The 16,144-nt window shown below is 59.3% G+C and carries 19 protein-coding genes, 1 tRNA gene and 1 pseudogene; 7 read left to right on the forward strand and 14 right to left on the reverse strand.

Features of this window, described 5'->3' with window-relative positions; all coding sequences use genetic code 11:
• Positions 1-19: 19 nt before the first annotated feature.
• From LGM71_RS30660 to LGM71_RS30670, 3 genes are read left to right on the forward strand one after another with little or no spacing between them, the layout of a single operon-like run.
• A complete protein-coding gene (locus LGM71_RS30660; protein ID WP_319000406.1) occupies positions 20-799 on the forward strand; it encodes a hypothetical protein in 780 nt (259 codons plus the stop codon).
• 10 nt (positions 800-809) lie between these two features.
• Positions 810-1,025, forward strand: coding sequence for a DUF4224 domain-containing protein (locus tag LGM71_RS33485; RefSeq protein ID WP_226118325.1), 216 nt, complete (start codon positions 810-812; stop codon positions 1,023-1,025).
• 3 nt (positions 1,026-1,028) lie between these two features.
• Positions 1,029-2,048, forward strand: coding sequence for a tyrosine-type recombinase/integrase (locus tag LGM71_RS30670; protein ID WP_226118253.1), 1,020 nt, complete (start codon positions 1,029-1,031; stop codon positions 2,046-2,048).
• Positions 2,049-2,060: 12 nt separating this feature from the next.
• On the opposite strand, the gene hpf is transcribed toward LGM71_RS30670, so the two are convergent.
• A complete protein-coding gene (hpf, locus tag LGM71_RS30675) occupies positions 2,061-2,435 on the reverse strand; it encodes a ribosome hibernation-promoting factor, HPF/YfiA family (RefSeq protein ID WP_226118273.1) in 375 nt (124 codons plus the stop codon).
• 210 nt (positions 2,436-2,645) lie between these two features.
• Here hpf and LGM71_RS33490 point away from each other — a divergent pair.
• The 3 genes and pseudogenes from LGM71_RS33490 to LGM71_RS30690 all read left to right on the forward strand — a co-directional run.
• A pseudogene (locus tag LGM71_RS33490) lies at positions 2,646-2,783 on the forward strand (MerR family DNA-binding transcriptional regulator); the annotation flags it as partial.
• Positions 2,784-2,882: 99 nt separating this feature from the next.
• The gene (locus tag LGM71_RS30685; RefSeq protein ID WP_226118326.1) at positions 2,883-4,049 is read left to right on the forward strand and encodes a DNA methyltransferase; all 1,167 of its coding nucleotides are present in this window, start codon (positions 2,883-2,885) and stop codon (positions 4,047-4,049) included.
• On the forward strand, positions 4,046-5,656 hold the full coding sequence (locus tag LGM71_RS30690; protein WP_226118275.1) for a DNA methyltransferase: 1,611 nt from the start codon (positions 4,046-4,048) through the stop codon (positions 5,654-5,656). Before LGM71_RS30685 ends, LGM71_RS30690 begins: the two co-directional genes overlap by 4 nt.
• Here LGM71_RS30690 and LGM71_RS30695 read toward each other — a convergent pair whose 3' ends face one another.
• The 8 genes from LGM71_RS30695 to LGM71_RS30730 all read right to left on the reverse strand — a co-directional run bounded on the left by LGM71_RS30695 (position 5,657) and on the right by LGM71_RS30730 (position 12,175).
• Positions 5,657-7,033, reverse strand: a complete 1,377-nt coding sequence (locus LGM71_RS30695; RefSeq protein WP_226118277.1) for a phospholipase D-like domain-containing protein — start codon at positions 7,031-7,033, stop codon at positions 5,657-5,659.
• Positions 7,034-7,039: 6 nt separating this feature from the next.
• Positions 7,040-7,115 (reverse strand) — tRNA-Thr (locus LGM71_RS30700).
• Positions 7,116-7,134: 19 nt separating this feature from the next.
• Positions 7,135-7,653: a ClpXP protease specificity-enhancing factor gene (locus LGM71_RS30705; protein WP_124628018.1), complete on the reverse strand. Its 519-nt coding sequence runs from the start codon at positions 7,651-7,653 to the stop codon at positions 7,135-7,137.
• Between the two features lie 71 nt (positions 7,654-7,724).
• Complete coding sequence (locus LGM71_RS30710; RefSeq protein WP_006400565.1) at positions 7,725-8,336, reverse strand: glutathione S-transferase N-terminal domain-containing protein; 612 nt, start codon at positions 8,334-8,336, stop codon at positions 7,725-7,727.
• 94 nt (positions 8,337-8,430) lie between these two features.
• On the reverse strand, positions 8,431-9,189 hold the full coding sequence (locus tag LGM71_RS30715; protein WP_124628020.1) for a cytochrome c1: 759 nt from the start codon (positions 9,187-9,189) through the stop codon (positions 8,431-8,433).
• 21 nt (positions 9,190-9,210) lie between these two features.
• On the reverse strand, positions 9,211-10,593 hold the full coding sequence (locus LGM71_RS30720) for a cytochrome b (protein ID WP_108064681.1): 1,383 nt from the start codon (positions 10,591-10,593) through the stop codon (positions 9,211-9,213).
• Complete coding sequence (petA, locus tag LGM71_RS30725; protein ID WP_059599826.1) at positions 10,590-11,210, reverse strand: ubiquinol-cytochrome c reductase iron-sulfur subunit; 621 nt, start codon at positions 11,208-11,210, stop codon at positions 10,590-10,592. Before petA ends, LGM71_RS30720 begins: the two co-directional genes overlap by 4 nt.
• Positions 11,211-11,428: 218 nt before the next feature.
• Positions 11,429-12,175: a Nif3-like dinuclear metal center hexameric protein gene (locus tag LGM71_RS30730; RefSeq protein WP_059599825.1), complete on the reverse strand. Its 747-nt coding sequence runs from the start codon at positions 12,173-12,175 to the stop codon at positions 11,429-11,431.
• A 21-nt stretch (positions 12,176-12,196) separates the two neighbouring features.
• Here LGM71_RS30730 and LGM71_RS30735 point away from each other — a divergent pair, with 21 nt between their 5' ends.
• The gene (locus tag LGM71_RS30735; RefSeq protein ID WP_059535654.1) at positions 12,197-13,402 is read left to right on the forward strand and encodes a Do family serine endopeptidase; all 1,206 of its coding nucleotides are present in this window, start codon (positions 12,197-12,199) and stop codon (positions 13,400-13,402) included.
• A gap of 235 nt (positions 13,403-13,637) precedes the next feature.
• On the opposite strand, the gene tatC is transcribed toward LGM71_RS30735, so the two are convergent.
• The 5 genes from tatC to LGM71_RS30760 form a co-directional block, all read right to left on the reverse strand.
• Positions 13,638-14,420 (reverse strand): twin-arginine translocase subunit TatC, encoded by a 783-nt coding sequence (gene tatC / locus LGM71_RS30740; RefSeq protein WP_226118279.1) that lies wholly within the window; start codon positions 14,418-14,420, stop codon positions 13,638-13,640.
• 41 nt (positions 14,421-14,461) lie between these two features.
• The gene (gene tatB, locus LGM71_RS30745; RefSeq protein ID WP_059686471.1) at positions 14,462-14,992 is read right to left on the reverse strand and encodes a Sec-independent protein translocase protein TatB; all 531 of its coding nucleotides are present in this window, start codon (positions 14,990-14,992) and stop codon (positions 14,462-14,464) included.
• 26 nt (positions 14,993-15,018) lie between these two features.
• Complete coding sequence (gene tatA / locus LGM71_RS30750; protein WP_034183658.1) at positions 15,019-15,249, reverse strand: Sec-independent protein translocase subunit TatA; 231 nt, start codon at positions 15,247-15,249, stop codon at positions 15,019-15,021.
• A gap of 93 nt (positions 15,250-15,342) precedes the next feature.
• Positions 15,343-15,708 (reverse strand): histidine triad nucleotide-binding protein, encoded by a 366-nt coding sequence (locus LGM71_RS30755; RefSeq protein ID WP_044845951.1) that lies wholly within the window; start codon positions 15,706-15,708, stop codon positions 15,343-15,345.
• Positions 15,709-15,737: 29 nt separating this feature from the next.
• A complete protein-coding gene (locus LGM71_RS30760) occupies positions 15,738-16,130 on the reverse strand; it encodes a DUF4870 family protein (protein WP_059599820.1) in 393 nt (130 codons plus the stop codon).
• Between the last annotated feature and the right edge of the window lie 14 nt (positions 16,131-16,144).

A 16,144-nucleotide genomic window follows, 5' to 3' on the forward strand; every position in this document is an offset into this window, starting at 1 on the left:
ATTACAAGGGCTATTTGCAATGCACGACGCGAGTATAGGTGATTTTTCGGCGTTTCGCCGGGAGTGGGTAGTTCGTGGGCGCAATTTCGGTGATGGACAAGTCGAGGTTACGGCGACGCGGTTTGATCGATACATGGGTGCGCAACAGCTAAGCGGGCTCCCACGCGCCAAGCGCGGCGAATCTGAGAATACCGAACAAAACCTCATGGATGCCGCGAAGCGCGCGAAGCAGCAAGTGCGCCTTCGTTGCAAGGCGATCGGTGCGGATCGGATGATCACGCTGACCTACAGGGAAAACATGGTGGATAAGGTGAGGCTGAAGAAGGATTTCGACGCGCTGCGGAGACGGCTTGGAAAGGTTCAGAATTTTCAGTATGTCGCGGTTGCTGAGCGTCAGAAGCGCGGCGCGTGGCATCTGCATGTCGCGGTGAAAGGGCGACAGAACTATCGAGTGTTGCGATCGATATGGAGAAGCATCGTCGGAGAGGACAACGGAAACATCGATGTCCGGAATCCATTCAGAGAGAAAGGTCTTCGGCACAAGCTGGCATCGTATCTCAGCAAGTACATCACCAAGGATTTCGCGGAACACGCTCTTAACGAAAAGCGTTACTGGACGAGTCGAGGCGTGGACGTACCGGCGCTGCACCCGATTGCTCACCTGATTTCCAACGATGTCGTCGGAGCGATCAAGACTGCATTCGATGCCGCAAGCAAGGTGGGGGCAACGCTCGATCGTTGCCAGACATACTGGAACGAGGAGCTTGGTTGCTTCTGGTTATCAACAAGGGAGGCTTGAAGTGACAGACATGTTTTTGTCTCCAATTGAATTAGCAGTACTTACTGGAAGAAAAGTCAAGTCCAAACAAGTGGAAGCTCTCCGTCGAATGGGCGTACCGTTCTTCATCAATGCTTGCGGGCGCGCCATCGTTGCTAGGTCTGTAATCGAGGGACGCACAAGTATTGCAGGTCGCGCGGAAAGCGGTGCCCGCTCAGGTTGGAACCCTGCTGTTCTTGGAGTGTGATCGGTGGGACGCAAGCCAACAAAGAACCTACATTTGCCGCCGCGCATGCGACTGAAGCAGACGTCGCGCGGCAAGACATACTATTACTACGACATGGGTGGCAAGCCACGTCGATGGAAAGCGCTTGGCGGTGATTTTGTCGAAGCTCTGCGTCTGTACGCCGACCTTGAGCAAGGCAACAGGACGGCACGGGCACTGGTTACGTTTCGGAACGTCGCTGAGCGCTATCTGGTCGATGTCTTGCCGAGTAAGGCGGTCGAGACACGGCGAACCAACTTACTGCAACTAGAGAAGTTGTACGCGTTTTTCGATTCTCCGCCGGCTCCTCTGGACGAGATCAAGCCCATTCATATTCGAAAGTATCTGGACTGGCGCAAGGCGTCACCCGTCTCGGCCAATCGCGAGATCGCCTTGTTCTCGCACATCTTCAACAAGGCTAGAGAGTGGGGGGCGACCGACCGTCCGAACCCGTGCATCGGGGTCCGAAAGCATCGCGAAACGGGCCGGGACGTCTACGTCGGCGATGGCTTGTACAAGTCAGTCTGGGAAAAGGCTGACTTGCCGCTGCAAGAGGCGATGGACTTGGCCTATCTGACTGGGCAGCGTCCGGGGGACGTGTTGAAGATGGACGAGCGCGATGTGCGCGATGGAGTTATTTCGATCCGACAGAACAAGACCGGGGCGCGGCTACGGATTGAGGTTGTTGGAGAACTCGCCGCTCTCCTTGACCGATTGGCGATACGAAAAACCGCACATAACCCGCGCTCAACTCGGTTGATTGTTGATGAACAGGGCAAGCCGTTGGGGCGCTCGGCGTTGCGATTCAGGTTTGATCGGGCACGCGACGCGGCTGGCATTCCCAAAAGCGAATTTCAGTTTCGCGATCTACGGGCGAAAGCTGGTACCGACAAGGAGAGTACTAGCGACATAAGGGGAGCGCAGTCATTGCTTGGCCATGGAAGTGTATCGATGACGGAACATTACGTACGTAGGCGCGGGGCGAAGATCACCCCGACCCGTTAGAGAATTGCCGACTCATTGCGAGGCCGGCGGCGCCTCGTCACTCCACTCGGTAGGCGGCAAGTTCTCGGGACGGTATTTAATCCCGTCATGGTGGTGATCTTGCAAGCGATCCTTATGTCGGACGACCTGCCGGTCAAGTTTGTCAATTAACAGGTCAATAGCGGCGTACAGATCACTATCAGCGCTCTCAACAAAAATATCGCGGCCCTTAACGTGGAGATTGATTTCGGCTCTTTGATTGGATTGCTTATGGTTATCGACTGACAGCAATACGGTGGCGTCGATAACTTGTTCGAAATGCCGCAAGACTCTTTCAAGCTTTGTAGTCACGTATTCGCGCAGCGCAGGCGTAACGTCGAGATGATGTCCACTTATCTTGAAGTTCATAAACACTCCACAAGGCTGAGAGTCCAAGCAGCGCCCCGGCGTTCGAGCGCCGCCTATGCATAGTCGTCTGCGAATCACCAAATCTTCGCGCGACTGTCACACACGATACACCTAGACGCCGGAGTTGTGGGCGGCTTGCGATCGATCGGCCTTGGTGCCCTCTGACTTTTTAGGTACCATACGGCAACTATATGCACCTATATGTATACGATGAAAGCTGAACGGGACCAACTGTCTACCGCCGAGGTCGCTCGACAGGCTGGAATCCACAAGGACACGCTTCTCCGTTGGCTTCGCTCCGGTGTGGTCGCCGAACCTGGCAGAGATCGGCACGGGTGGCGGCTGTTCACTCGAGACCAAGCGCGGTCCGTTATCGCACTCGCCCAATCGACCCTGAGCGGTCCGCAGGCAGCCGAAACCAAGGCGTCGTCTACATACGCTGAGCGGTTGAAGGCCATTGACTGGGATTTCGCTGGAGCAAAAACCGGGTACCTCACCCACGGGATCCACCCGTACCCGGCCAAGTTCATTCCGCAGATCCCGAATGCTCTGATTCAAGAGCTGTCTAGCGTAGGGGACACTGTAGCCGACATCTTCTGCGGCAGCGGAACCACTCTCGTTGAGGCGCTCACACTCAAGCGTCATGCGGTCGGAATTGATGCAAATCCGCTTGCGTGCCTCATGAGCCGGGCCAAGACAACCGCGATATCGGAGAGTGACGCCCTTGCACTGAGGCAATTGGCTACGGACATGCGCACTGCGGGGGATGCACTTGCTCTCGGTGGCGATGGCCAGCTATTTCCAACCGAGAAATTTGTGTCGTCGGCATGGAGACCGGAAGGCGAAACGCTTTCGTTCTGGTTTGAGCCGTTTGTGATTGAAGAACTTGCCGAGTGCTTAGCTCGGTGTCGCTGCTTGCCGACCGAGCCAGCCCGAACGCTTGCACTCACCTCGTTTTCCTCCATCGTCGTGGCAGTGTCAAAGCAAGACTCCGACACGCGGTACGTGCGGCGCGAGAAGGGTTTGAGTTCAGGAGAGGTATTTAGAAAATTTGCGCGTGCTCTTGATGTGTCTGTCCGAGCAGCATCCGAGTACTCCGATCTTGTCGAGCCGCGCTTTCGTTGTGCAGTGGTCGAGTCTACTCTATTGGACACCCCTGAGATCCCACCAATCGATTTGATGGTTTGCTCACCGCCCTACCCAAACGCATTTAGCTATCACCTTTACCACATGACGCGGATGCTTTGGCTCGGCATGGATCAACCTCGATTCAAGAAAGAGGAGATCGGCAGCCATCGGAAATACAGTAGCAACGGAAAAAATGCGGCCACTGCTGACACCTTCAAGCTTGAGTTTGAAGGAATTATGACGTGGTTACGCGACAAATTAAAAAAGAACGGATACGCCTGTTTCGTAGTCGGTGACTCCACCCTAAAGGGCGAACGAATTGATAATGCAGAAATAATTTCGCAAGCCGGCAGGATCGCCGGCTTCTCGGAAGTCGCAAGAATCAATAGAACTTTGCAATCGACCAAAAAATCTTTCAACCCGTCGATCGGGAAAATAAAGACCGAGAAGATTTTGATTCTAGAGAATTGTGGAGGCGCGTCGTGAATCGACTGCAATGCAAAATTAAAGATTACATTCAGCCGTTTGAGCGAGAGCTTGCCCTGCAAGAGCTTAGAGCTTTGTCAAACGCGGAGCCGACGTACCTAGATGGAACGGAGGGAGACAGTGGGAATTTTGTCGTAACCACGACTGAAACGATGGAATCGTTGGCAGAACGACTCGCGTATTGGGAAACCGTTACTTATAAACAGGATTCGATTACTACGCTCCAATCTCTGCGCGAGGCAACAGTAAATGTCGTCCGAAACGGCATTGATCTTGCAACGCTTGAAAAATCACTCCCCTTTGGTGAATTTGTACCTCTTCCGAATCGTCGCTGCCTTCGATACGGTACACACGGCATACACGAGTACCGGGGGAAATTCTTCCCTCAATTGGTGCGCTCTCTAATAAACATTTCCAATACACCCGCTGGCGGAATCGTCGCCGATCCGATGAGCGGAAGCGGAACGACAGCAGTCGAAGCGTCTCTCGCAGGATGTCGAGCGCTCGGGCTTGATATGAATCCTTTGTCGGTCTTTTTGAGCAGGACTAAATGCGAACTCCTCTCCGCCGATCCAGAAAATCTTCGAATCGCGTATCAAAATGTGCGCGATAGCCTGCTCCAACCAGAGGTACGTGCAACAAAGAGCCTAGACTATTTCCGATCATTGCCATCGGAGGACCAAGAATATTTAGAGGATTGGTTTGCACAAGATGTCTTAACGGGCCTTGACGATATAGCGCGACGCATATCTGACGTGAAATACAAGCCCGCTCGCGATCTGATGTGGGTATCGCTGAGCAATATCCTACGTTCAGTATCTTGGCAAAAGGACGCCGATCTAAGGGTTCGCAAGGAAATTCGGCTCGACGTTGAAATTGATCCTAAGCGCGCATTTCTCGAAGAACTTGGCCGCTCAATTCGCGCTGTATTGGCATTTCTTTATCAACGTCCGAAAACAGAAAATTCATACACATTTAGCATCGGCGAGGGTGATGCGCGCAAGTGTGCGACAACATGGGAAATGTATCAAGGCAAGGTCGACACAGTAATTACCTCTCCGCCCTACGCGACCGCGCTCCCATATCTCGATACCGATCGACTTAGTCTCTGCTACTTGGGCCTTCTGCCGAGACCCGAACACCGAACGCGGGATCAGAAAATGATCGGGAATCGTGAAATCACCGAGCGCCTTAAACGCGAACAGTGGTCTCAATTCGTAGAGATGGGTGGAATTTTGCCTTCAGATGTTCGAGCATTGATCAATAGCATTGAAACTCTGAACGAAGGCACCGGCGCGGGCTTTCGTCGAAAGAACCTTCCCGCCCTGCTATCGAAATACTTCTTTGACATGCGTGAAGTGCTGGAGGGAATCCAAAAGTTACTTAAACCCGGCGGGGTCGCATTCGTAGTGGTTGGAAACAATCACACGATTGCCGGCGGTCAGCGAGTAGATATATGTACCGCGAAGCTTTTGTCACAAATCGCCGAAACGCTGAATTTTGAAATTGCCCCATCGCTCCCCATGGAAATGCTCGTATCGCGAGACATTTTCAAAAATAACGCAATGGAGTCAGAAGAAATTCTAGCATTTCGGCGACCAAATTAATTATAAATACGCCCAACGCTTTAACGAATTCCGCACGGTATTAACGCACATGGCTAGATAAGCTCCATGTTGCGTTGTTCCTTGCGGAATAACGTTGACATAGTAGTCGTAAGAAGGGTTGGAGCTTGCCTCCACGTAAAGGATGTCTCCAACCGCCCCGGCGCTGCGAAGATCTTCACTCCTAATGCGCATATCTCTCTTGTCCGAGTTATACCAAATGGTTACAGCAACAATGTTTCCATTAACGTTTAACCGGACACCTGTGCGATCCATTTTCCCTCGCCCCTGTGCGTCGCGTGCTCCCGTGTAGCTGGGATCTGCCACAAAGAGGTTTGGCCATCCCCAAAACGCCGGATCGTAATCACGACAGACCAGCGGAACAAACACCTCAGCCGATCGCCGCTGCGTGTTCGGATTAGTCTGCCCGACGCCGACGTCGGTGTTTTGCAGGGTCATAAGAAAAATCCGATGTTGCGCGGTCACCGCTCCTGGCACGGGATATCCAGCGGGATTGCCGACCGCGGTAGCAGGAGTAGCGAATCCGCCCTGGTACTGCGCTCCGGGATTAGCGTTGCCGCTCGGTGCTATCACCGGAGCATGTGGCACGGGAATGCTGGTGAAAAGGGGATTGCCTGGGCCCGCTGAACCGCTGGAGAAATTTTGATTGCCACCGCTAGTGTAAGCTTCGTCGGGCACCCATCCTTCTGACGCCAGCCGGTTCAGCAGAACACCATCTAACAATATGCAGTTGCCAGTGGCGGGGGTACTCCAAGCGTCCAGCGCCGTCTCGACTTCGTGTAAAAACGCGCGGTCTTCGTCTAACCGAAGGTCTAGCTCAATGACAACGCCCGCCTCGTAGTTCGTGTACAAACCTCCCTCGGTCAAATTGCCAGATCCGATCAGTAGCCGAGCCGCTAACTGATGCTTAAACAGATAGACCTTTGGGTGGAATGTTGAACTATTGGCGTTCTTGAACACGTAAAGCTGGCCGGTCGCGCCAATTGCAGAAAGTAGGTCCTCAAGGCCCTCGCGCGAAGTTCCGCCGGCATCTATACCAGCCGACATTCGAATCGCGCCTCCCCGTTGCGCGAAAGCTCGAAGCGAATCGACCACGTGTTTCGTACCAGACCGCTTGACGAAAGCAACCGAGGCTCTGAATTCGGCCCAGATCGGTTCCGAAAGCGATTGGAGCAGCACATCCCCTAATCGAGCCGCCCCGAAGGGCTGGAGCGTAAACCTTAATGCCATGTCTTCCTCGTTTTTATCAGTTTGGAGGGTTTTTAGACACCAGCCGGGGAGCGCCACGTACTCGGTTTGTAGAACACGCCCCGGTTTGTAGAACAAAAAAAATGCGGGTCCCATCTCTGGAACCCGCATGGGTACTGGTGCCGGCTGCAGGACTCGAACCCGCCACCTGATGATTACAAATCAACTGCTCTACCAGATGAGCTAAGCCGGCGTAAGCGCGAGATTCTACCTCATTTCACGATCTTGAGGCGAGGTCTGCCGCCTTTCGAGCCGTCGCCGTCGGTTTTCGGCGGTTCGTCGGCGCCTTCGGACGGCTCCTCGTTCGCCCCGTCATCGACGACAGGCGTCAACACGGCAGGCGACTCGTCACGCGGCGCATCTTCCGCCTGCGCGGCATCGTCTTCGAACGCGCCCGAATCCGCGCCCTCGCCCGCGACCGCATCGACCTGGAACGCCATCCCCTGCCCATTCTCCCGCGCATAGATCGCGAGCACGTTGGCCACCGGAATCTCGATCTTGTGCGCCTTCCCGGAGAACCGGGCGGTGAACTCGATCCACTCGTTACCCATCTGCAGCTGGCTCGTCGCCTCGAAGCTGATGTTGAGCACGATCTCGCCGTCACGCACGAACTGACGCGGCACGCGCGTCGAGTTGTCGACCCTCACCGCGATATGCGGCGTGTAACCGTTATCGGTGCACCACTCGTACAACGCGCGCAGCAGATAAGGTTTCGTTGAAATCTCTTGCATCACAATCCTCGAACCCGGAGCGGGCACGCGGCACGCCGCGCCGCCCGCTCCGTCATGCACTCATTGCACCATCAACGACGCATGACCTTTTCGGACGGCGTCAGTGCTTCGATATAGGCCGGACGGCTGAAGATCCGCTCGGCGTACTTCATCAGCGGCGCAGCGTTCTTCGACAGCTCGATGCCGTAGTGATCCAGACGCCACAAGAGCGGCGCGATCGCGACGTCGAGCATCGAGAACTCCTCGCCGAGCATGTACTTGTTCTTCACGAAGATCGGCGCGAGCTGCGTCAGGCGATCGCGGATCGCGAGGCGTGCCTTCTCGTGGTTCTTCTCCGCGGCCTTGCCCTTTTCGTTCTCGAGCGTGCTGACGTGAACGAACAGCTCCTTCTCGAAGTTGAGCAGGAACAGGCGTGCACGTGCGCGCTGCACCGGGTCGGCCGGCATCAGTTGCGGGTGCGGGAAGCGCTCGTCGATGTATTCGTTGATGATGTTCGATTCGTACAGAATCAGGTCGCGCTCGACCAGAATCGGCACCTGACCGTACGGGTTCATCACCGAGATGTCTTCCGGCTTGTTGAACAGGTCGACGTCACGGATCTCGAAATCCATGCCCTTCTCGAACAGCACCAGCCGGCAACGCTGGGAGAACGGGCAAGTTGTGCCGGAATACAGAACCATCATATTTGCGTTTCCTCAAAAAAGCCGAGGGCCGACACGCGGCGCAACCCCTTTCACGGGTTCCGCCTTGCGCCGGCCCCACGCCGGTCAGGCGTGTTTACTTGATATCTTTCCAGTACGCGGCATTGAGCCGCCAGGCCAGGAAAGTCAGGACACCGAGAAAGACCAGCACCCACACGCCGAGGCGCTTGCGGGTCTGCTGGGCCGGCTCGGACATCCATGTCATATAGGCCACCAGGTCGGCCACCGCAGCATCATAGTCCGGCGACGACAACGTCCCCGGCGTGACCTGCTGGAAGCCGACGAGCTTGTGGACCTTCTCGCCCGTCTCCTCGTCCGTCTTGTCTTCGAATTTGGCAGTGCGCTGCCCCTGCAGTTGCCACAATACATGGGGCATGCCGACGTTCTCGAACACCGCGTTGTTCCAGCCGCTCGGCCGCGTATCGTCGCGGTAGAAACTCCGCAGGTACGTGTAGAGCCAGTCGCGGCCGCGCGCCCGCTCCTCGACCGACAGGTCGGGCGGCGAGGTGCCGAGCCAGTTCTTCGCGTCTTCGGGCCGCATCGCGACGGACATCGTATTCCCGACCTTGTCGGTCGTGAACAGGAGATTCGTTTCGATCTCCTTCTGGGATATGCCCAGATCCGTCAGACGGTTGTAGCGCATCAGGTTCGCGCTGTGGCAGTTCAGGCAATAGTTTACAAACAATTGCGCGCCGTGCTGAAGCGAAACGAGATTTTCCGTGTTATCGGGCGCCCGGTCGAGCGGAAAATTACCTTCCGCGCGCACGGCCGGCGCCGCCAGCAGCGCCACGGCCGTTGCCCCGATCAGTGCGAGCGTCGAAAGCAGTTTCTTCATGTCGTTCTCTCCTCGCTCACGTTAATGGGGCTTGAAGCGCACCCGTTCCGGCGGCTGCTTGAACGTGCCAAGCGGTGTCCAGACGGGCATGCCGAGGAAGAACGCAAAGTAGATCAGCGCGCAGCCCTGCGCGATCAGCGTCGCGGCCGGCGATGGCGGCCGTGTGCCGAGGAACGCGAGGGTCAGGAACGCCGCGACGAAGATCCCGAGGAACACTTTGTGGAACAACGGCCGGTAGCGGATCGACTTCACCGGGCTACGGTCGAGCCACGGCAGGAAGAACAGCGTAATCACCGCGGAACCCATCACGACGACGCCCCAGAACTTCGATTCCGTCAGGAACATGAACACGACGATCGCCGCGGCCAACACGGGCAGGCCGACCTTCCACTTGCCGCGCGCGCGGATCAGCGCGAGCACGCCGAGCAGCGCGATCACGATCATCAGCACGATCTTGAACGGGTCGGTGGTGGCGCGCAGCATCGCGTAGAACGCTGTGAAGTACCAGACCGGCGCGATCTCCGGCGGCGTCTGCAGCGGGTTCGCCGGGACGAAGTTGTTCGACTCGAGGAAGTACCCGCCCATCTCCGGCGAGAAGAACACGATCAGCGCGAACACCATCAGGAACACGCAGACACCGAAGAAATCGTGCACCGAGTAGTACGGATGGAACGGGATGCCGTCGAGCGGAATGCCGTTCGCGTCCTTCTTCGCCTTGATCTCGATGCCGTCCGGGTTATTCGACCCCACTTCGTGCAACGCGACGAGGTGCGCGATCACGAGGCCGACCAGCACGAGCGGAATCGCGATCACGTGGAACGCGAAGAAGCGGTTCAGCGTGACGTCGGACACGACATAGTCGCCGCGGATCCACAACGACAGGTCCGGGCCGACGAACGGGATCGCCGAGAACAGGTTCACGATCACCTGCGCGCCCCAGAACGACATCTGGCCCCACGGCAGCAGGTAGCCGAAGAACGCCTCGGCCATCAGGCACAGGAAGATCGCACAACCGAAGATCCACACGAGCTCGCGTGGCTTGCGGTACGACCCGTACATCAGCCCGCGGAACATGTGCAGGTACACGACGACGAAGAACATCGATGCACCGGTCGAGTGCATGTAGCGGATCAGCCAGCCCCACGGCACCTCGCGCATGATGTACTCGACCGACGCGAATGCGAGCATCGAGTCGGGCTTGTAGTTCATCGTCAGGAAGATGCCCGTGACGATCTGGTTGACGAGCACGAGCAGCGCGAGGGAGCCGAAGAAGTACCAGAAGTTGAAGTTCTTCGGCGCGTAGTACTCGGAAACGTGCTTCTTCCAGGTGGACGTGAGCGGGAAGCGCTGGTCGATCCAGCCGGTGAGACCTGTCGTGGAGACTTCCTTGTTGTCGGCCATCACGCTTCTCCTTTCTCGTCCTTGCCGATCACGAGGGTCGTCGCCGACGTGAACATGTAGGGCGGGATATCGAGATTCTGAGGCGCCGGCTTGTTCTTGAACACGCGGCCGGCGAGGTCGTAGGTCGAACCGTGGCACGGGCACAGGAAACCGCCCGGCCAGTCGTCCGGCAGGTTCGGCTGCGGACCCGGCGTGAAGCGTTGGCTGGGCGTGCAGCCGAGGTGCGTACACACGGCCATCACGACGAGAATGTTCTTGCGATCGGCCCGCGCGCGATATTCGTTCGCGCAATACGCGGGCAACGGCATCGAATACGGGGATTTCGAGGTCGGATCGGCCACTTCCTTGTCGGCCTTGACGACGTCGGCGAGCATGTCGTCGGTGCGGTTCAGGATCCAGACCGGCTTGCCGCGCCACGGCACGGTGACCATCTCGCCGGGCTTCAGGCCGCTGATGTCGACCTCGACCGGGGCTCCGGCCGCTTTCGCTTTCGCGGACGGCGCAAGCGACGCCGCGAAAGGTATGACGGTGGCTACGCCTCCCACGCCACCTGCTACGGATGTCGCAATCAGCCAGGTACGGCGGCCGCTGTCGACGCGTTTCTCTTCCTTGTCTCGCATCACACGCCCCACTTCTGAGTTGGATTTTCCGTCACGACTTTTCATTCCGCCGCTAGTTTGCGCGAATGGAGTCGCCATTTACAAGGCCCGGAGATGAAAATCCCTTCGAAGTAGTTGATAGTTAAGGGTTTCCCCCCACTATCGGAGCGATTAAATCATTTCACTTTTAAGCGGATGCTACATTGTGAAATTTCGATGCGCCGCCGCAAATCCGTCGCTCAGACCGGATTATGAATATCGATAAAAAGGTGTTCGATATCGAATTCTTCGGACAAGTGGGCGCCAAGCGCCTGGATTCCGTAGCGTTCGGTCGCATGGTGCCCTGCCGCAACGAACGCGACGCCGCTCTCGGCCGACGCGTGCGTGACGGGTTCCGATACTTCGCCGGTCAGGAACACGTCGGCGCCAGCGTCGATCGCGGCATCGAAATAGCTCTGCGCGGCACCCGTGCACCACGCGATGCGGCGCAGCTGCATCTCCGGATCGCCGAGCACGAGCGGCGTGCGGCCGAGCGTGCGCTCTACCTTCGCGACGAAGTGCTCGAGCGTGACTGGCATCGGCAGCGTGGCCATCCAGCCGAGGTCGCCGTCGCCGAAACGCTGTTCGCCGATCAGTCCGAGCTTCTCGCCGAGCTGAGCGTTGTTGCCGAACTCGGGATGCGCGTCGAGCGGCAGGTGGAACGCGAACAGGTTCAGGTCGTTCGCGAGCAGCAGCTTCAGGCGCCGGTACTTGCGGCCCGTGATCTGCGGCGCCTCGTTGCGCCAGAAATAGCCGTGATGGACGAGCACCGCATCCGCCCCCCATTCGAGCGCGGCTTCGAGGAACGCGAGCGACGCCGTCACGCCGGTGGCGATCTTCTCGATCTTGCGACGCCCCTCGACCTGGAGGCCATTCGGGCAATAGTCCTTGAAGCGCGCGGTTTCAAGGGTATTGTTCAAGTACAATTCAAGTTCGATCCGATCCATATAAACCTCTAATCCATTCAGATGCTTAGACGCTTCTGGCTGTTCTTCGCGCAGGCGGTGACCGTACTGCTCGCGCTGATGTTCATCGTCGTGACGCTCAAGCCGCAATGGCTGCAACGGCAAGGACAGCTCGGCAAGCAGCTCGCCACGCCGATCGTCGCGCTGCGGGAAGTCGCGCCGGGCATCGGCGGTGCACCGGCGACCACGTCATACGCGGAGGCCGCGCAAAAGGCGATGCCCGCCGTCGTCAACGTCTTCTCCAGCAAGGACGGCTCGCTGCCGCCCGACCCGCGCGCGAAGGATCCGCTGTTCCGCTACTTCTTCGGCGACCGCAACGCCCGCAAGCAGCAGGACGAACCTGCCGCCAACCTCGGCTCCGGCGTTATCGTGAGCCCTGAAGGTTACATTCTAACGAACCAGCACGTCGTGGACGGCGCCGACCAGATCGAAGTCGCGCTCGCCGACGGCCGCACGGGCACCGCGAAGGTGATCGGCAGCGACCCCGAAACCGATCTCGCCGTGCTGAAGATCAACATGACGAACCTGCCGACGATCACGCTCGGCCGTTCCGACCAGTCGCGGGTCGGCGACGTCGTGCTCGCGATCGGCAACCCGTTCGGCGTCGGCCAGACGGTCACGATGGGGATCATCAGCGCGCTCGGCCGCAACCATCTCGGCATCAACACGTTCGAAAACTTCATCCAGACGGACGCGCCGATCAACCCCGGCAACTCGGGCGGCGCGCTGGTCGACGTGAACGGCAACCTGCTCGGCATCAACACGGCGATCTACTCGCGCTCGGGCGGCTCGCTCGGCATCGGCTTCGCGATCCCCGTGTCGACCGCGCGCACCGTGCTCGAAAGCATCATCACGACGGGCTCGGTCACGCGCGGCTGGATCGGTGTCGAGCCGCAGGACGTCACGCCGGAAATCGCCGAGTCGTTCGGGCTCCAGCAGAAGTCGGGCGCGATCGTCGCAGGCGTGCTGCAGGGTGGTCCGGCCGACAAGGCCGGCATCAAGCCGGGCGACATCCTCGTGAGCGTGAACGGCGACGACATCACCGACACGACGAAGTTGCTGAACACCGTCGCGCAGATCAAGCCGGGCACGCCGACCAAGGTGCACGTCGTGCGCAAGGGCAAGGAGTTCGACGTGAGCGTGGTGATCGGCAAGCGCCCGCCGCCGCCGAAGCAGACGCTCGACGAACAGGACAGCGACAGCGAGTGACATCCGGCGGGCGGCGGGCGGTGTATCGGCGGGCGCCGCTTGCCGGCCAAGGATGGAAATGCAAAAGGGCAGCCTGATCGGCTGCCCTTTTGTTTTGCTTCGAAGATCCTTCGTCACGGTGACGGAGCTGCGTTCACCCGCCGCCTGCACCGCCCGGTCGCGCGCCCGGATTCAACGTCGTCGAAGTGCCGCATCGACGGCGCCCCTCATGCCGGGCGCCGCGCGCCGCGTTTCATCAACTCGCGGCGCCGTCCTCGGCCTCGGGTTCTTCCGTCGGCTTCGGCACGAAGAATCGCGCGGCCAGCAGCCCGATTTCGAACAGCACGACGAGCGGCAGCGCGAGCATCAGCTGCGAGAACACGTCCGGCGGCGTGACGACCGCCGCGACGACGAACGCGCCGACAATCACGTACGGCCGCATCTCCTTCAGCTTCTTCAGCGTCAGCACGCCCATCCGGACGAGCAGCACGACGACGATCGGCACCTCGAACGTGACCCCGAACGCGATGAACATCCCGAGCACGAAGCTCAGGTAGTTGTCGATGTCGGTCGACATCTCCGCGCCGAGCGGCGCGTTGTAGTGCGCCATCACACGGAAGATCGTCGGGAACACGAGGAAGTATGCGAACGCCATCCCGCACAGGAACAGGACGTAGCTGCTGCCGACGAGCGGCGCGACGAGCTTCTTCTCGTGCTGATACAGGCCCGGCGCGACGAACGCCCAGATCTGGTACAGCACGATCGGCAGCGCGATCACGAGCGCGACGAGCATCGTGACCTTCATCGGCACGAAGAACGAGCCGGTGACGTCGGTCACGATCATCCTGCCGCCCTTCGGCAGGTTCTCCATCAGCGGCCGCGCGAGCAGCCGGAAAATGTCGGGCGCCCAGTACACGAGCCCGAGGAACACGACGATCACGGCCAGCCCCGCGCGAATGATGCGATCGCGAAGCTCGACGAGATGGGAAATGAAGGTTTCTTCCGGGGCGTCGCCCGGATTCTGCTGGGGGTCGCTCACACCGGCCCTCGGTAGGATTGACGAGCGAGCATGCGCTCGGCTCAGAAGAAGCGCGTCGGCCGGCGCAGGCTGGCCGGCTGATGGCGCGCGACACGCGCGGCGCCCGACTGCACGTGCGTGCGGCGGGTCGTCGCGCGCTTGTACCAGACAGGCGTCGCCGCCTGTTTCACACGCCAGTTGCGACGCTTCGGCGCGAGCGCGGCCATGCTGCCCCGCCACGACGGCGCCGCGGGCGTGTCCGAGCCGTACGTGCCGGCATCGACCGAGCCTTCGTTAGGACCGCCGACCGCGGAGTTCCACGTGTCGTTCAGTTCCTTCTCGTGCTCGCGCAGGTTGTCGTGAATCGTCGTCTCGACATTGCGCGCGGCCGACTCGAAATCGGTCTTCATCGTCCGCAGCGCGTCGAGTTCGATTTCGCGCGAGACCTCGGCCTTCACGTCGTTGATGTACCGCTGCGCGCGGCCGAACAATGCGCCGGCCGTACGCGCGACGCGCGGCAGGCGCTCGGGGCCGAGCACCACGAGCGCGACGACGCCGATCAGCGCCATCTTCGAAAGACCGAGATCCAGCATCGCGAATGCCTGTCAGCGTGCCGGCGTTACGCCTTGTTCGAGTCGGAACGCGTCGTTTCCTTCGCGTTGACGTCGACCGAACCCGAACGCGGCAGTTGCTGCGCATCCGCCGGTGTCTCGCCTTCCTTCATGCCGTCCTTGAAACCCTTCACGGCGCTGCCGAGGTCGTTGCCGATGTTGCGCAGCTTCTTCGTACCGAAAACCAGCGCGACGATCAGCAGCACGATCAGCCAGTGCCAAATGCTCAATCCACCCATGATGAAACCTCTCCTCAACCACGCCGCGTCGCGGCGCAAATCGCCGGCGGCACGCCGGCTTCGACTATCGATGCGGGGAAACGCCCCGCCACGTCAACCCATCCGCAGCCACGGGCGCGGGCCGGCCAGGATGTGCGCGTGCAGGTGGTAGACCTCCTGCCCGCCGCCGGGGCCCGTGTTGATCACCGTGCGAAAACCGGTTTCGCCTCCCGTGTATGCAACGCCGAGCTGGTCGGCCAGACGGGCGACCAGCAGCATCAGCCGGCCGAGCATCGGCGCGTCGGCCTCGCTCGCCGCCGACAGCGTCGGCACATGCCGGCGCGGAATGACGAGCACGTGCGTCTCGGCCGCCGGGCGGATGTCGCGGAACGCGACGAATTCGTCGTCCTCGTGCACCTTCGTGCTCGGGATCTCGCCCGCCGCGATCTTGCAGAACAGGCAATTCGGATCGTGACTCATGTTGCTCCTGCGAAACGCCCGTGCGCCGGTCAGAACCAGGCCTGCGGATCGAGCGTCTTGTTGTCGTTCAGGTACAGCCAACCTTTGATGATACGGTACAGCGTCCAAATCCACGTGACAAACATGATCACGAATCCCACCACCACGAACATCAGCGCGAAGCCGATCACGTAGGCGATCAGCGCGCGCCAGAACGTGCGGATCTGCCACTCGAAATGGTCGGCGTACGGCGTGCCGGCCACGTCGCCGCGCTTCACGTAGTTGATGATGATCGCGATGATCCCGGTGACGCCGCCCGTCAGCCAATGAATCGCGTAGAGGCCGTACAGCACGTGCGTCAGCGTGCGCAGACCTGCCAGTCGCTCGGCGTCCGCTGCGCCCGGCACCGACGGTGTCGGAAACTGGCTCGGCGTATCGGTCATGATGCTACCCCCGT

The sequence above is a fragment of the Burkholderia sp. AU33545 genome (assembly GCF_020419685.1).
GTDB lineage: Bacteria > Pseudomonadota > Gammaproteobacteria > Burkholderiales > Burkholderiaceae > Burkholderia > Burkholderia diffusa.

Excerpts from the sequence above, each read along its gene's own strand:
- LGM71_RS30660 (WP_319000406.1), top strand. The coding sequence starts at position 20 with ATGCACGACGCGAGTATAGGTGATTTTTCGGCGTTTCGCCGGGAGTGG.
- LGM71_RS33485 (WP_226118325.1), top strand. The coding sequence starts at position 810 with ATGTTTTTGTCTCCAATTGAATTAGCAGTACTTACTGGAAGAAAAGTC.
- hpf (WP_226118273.1), bottom strand. The coding sequence starts at position 2,435 with ATGAACTTCAAGATAAGTGGACATCATCTCGACGTTACGCCTGCGCTG.
- LGM71_RS30695 (WP_226118277.1), bottom strand. The coding sequence starts at position 7,033 with ATGCGGGTTCCAGAGATGGGACCCGCATTTTTTTTGTTCTACAAACCG.
- LGM71_RS30705 (WP_124628018.1), bottom strand. The coding sequence starts at position 7,653 with ATGCAAGAGATTTCAACGAAACCTTATCTGCTGCGCGCGTTGTACGAG.
- LGM71_RS30710 (WP_006400565.1), bottom strand. The coding sequence starts at position 8,336 with ATGATGGTTCTGTATTCCGGCACAACTTGCCCGTTCTCCCAGCGTTGC.
- LGM71_RS30715 (WP_124628020.1), bottom strand. The coding sequence starts at position 9,189 with ATGAAGAAACTGCTTTCGACGCTCGCACTGATCGGGGCAACGGCCGTG.
- petA (WP_059599826.1), bottom strand. The coding sequence starts at position 11,210 with ATGCGAGACAAGGAAGAGAAACGCGTCGACAGCGGCCGCCGTACCTGG.
- LGM71_RS30730 (WP_059599825.1), bottom strand. The coding sequence starts at position 12,175 with ATGGATCGGATCGAACTTGAATTGTACTTGAACAATACCCTTGAAACC.
- LGM71_RS30735 (WP_059535654.1), top strand. The coding sequence starts at position 12,197 with ATGCTTAGACGCTTCTGGCTGTTCTTCGCGCAGGCGGTGACCGTACTG.
- tatB (WP_059686471.1), bottom strand. The coding sequence starts at position 14,992 with ATGCTGGATCTCGGTCTTTCGAAGATGGCGCTGATCGGCGTCGTCGCG.
- tatA (WP_034183658.1), bottom strand. The coding sequence starts at position 15,249 with ATGGGTGGATTGAGCATTTGGCACTGGCTGATCGTGCTGCTGATCGTC.
- LGM71_RS30755 (WP_044845951.1), bottom strand. The coding sequence starts at position 15,708 with ATGAGTCACGATCCGAATTGCCTGTTCTGCAAGATCGCGGCGGGCGAG.
- LGM71_RS30760 (WP_059599820.1), bottom strand. The coding sequence starts at position 16,130 with ATGACCGATACGCCGAGCCAGTTTCCGACACCGTCGGTGCCGGGCGCA.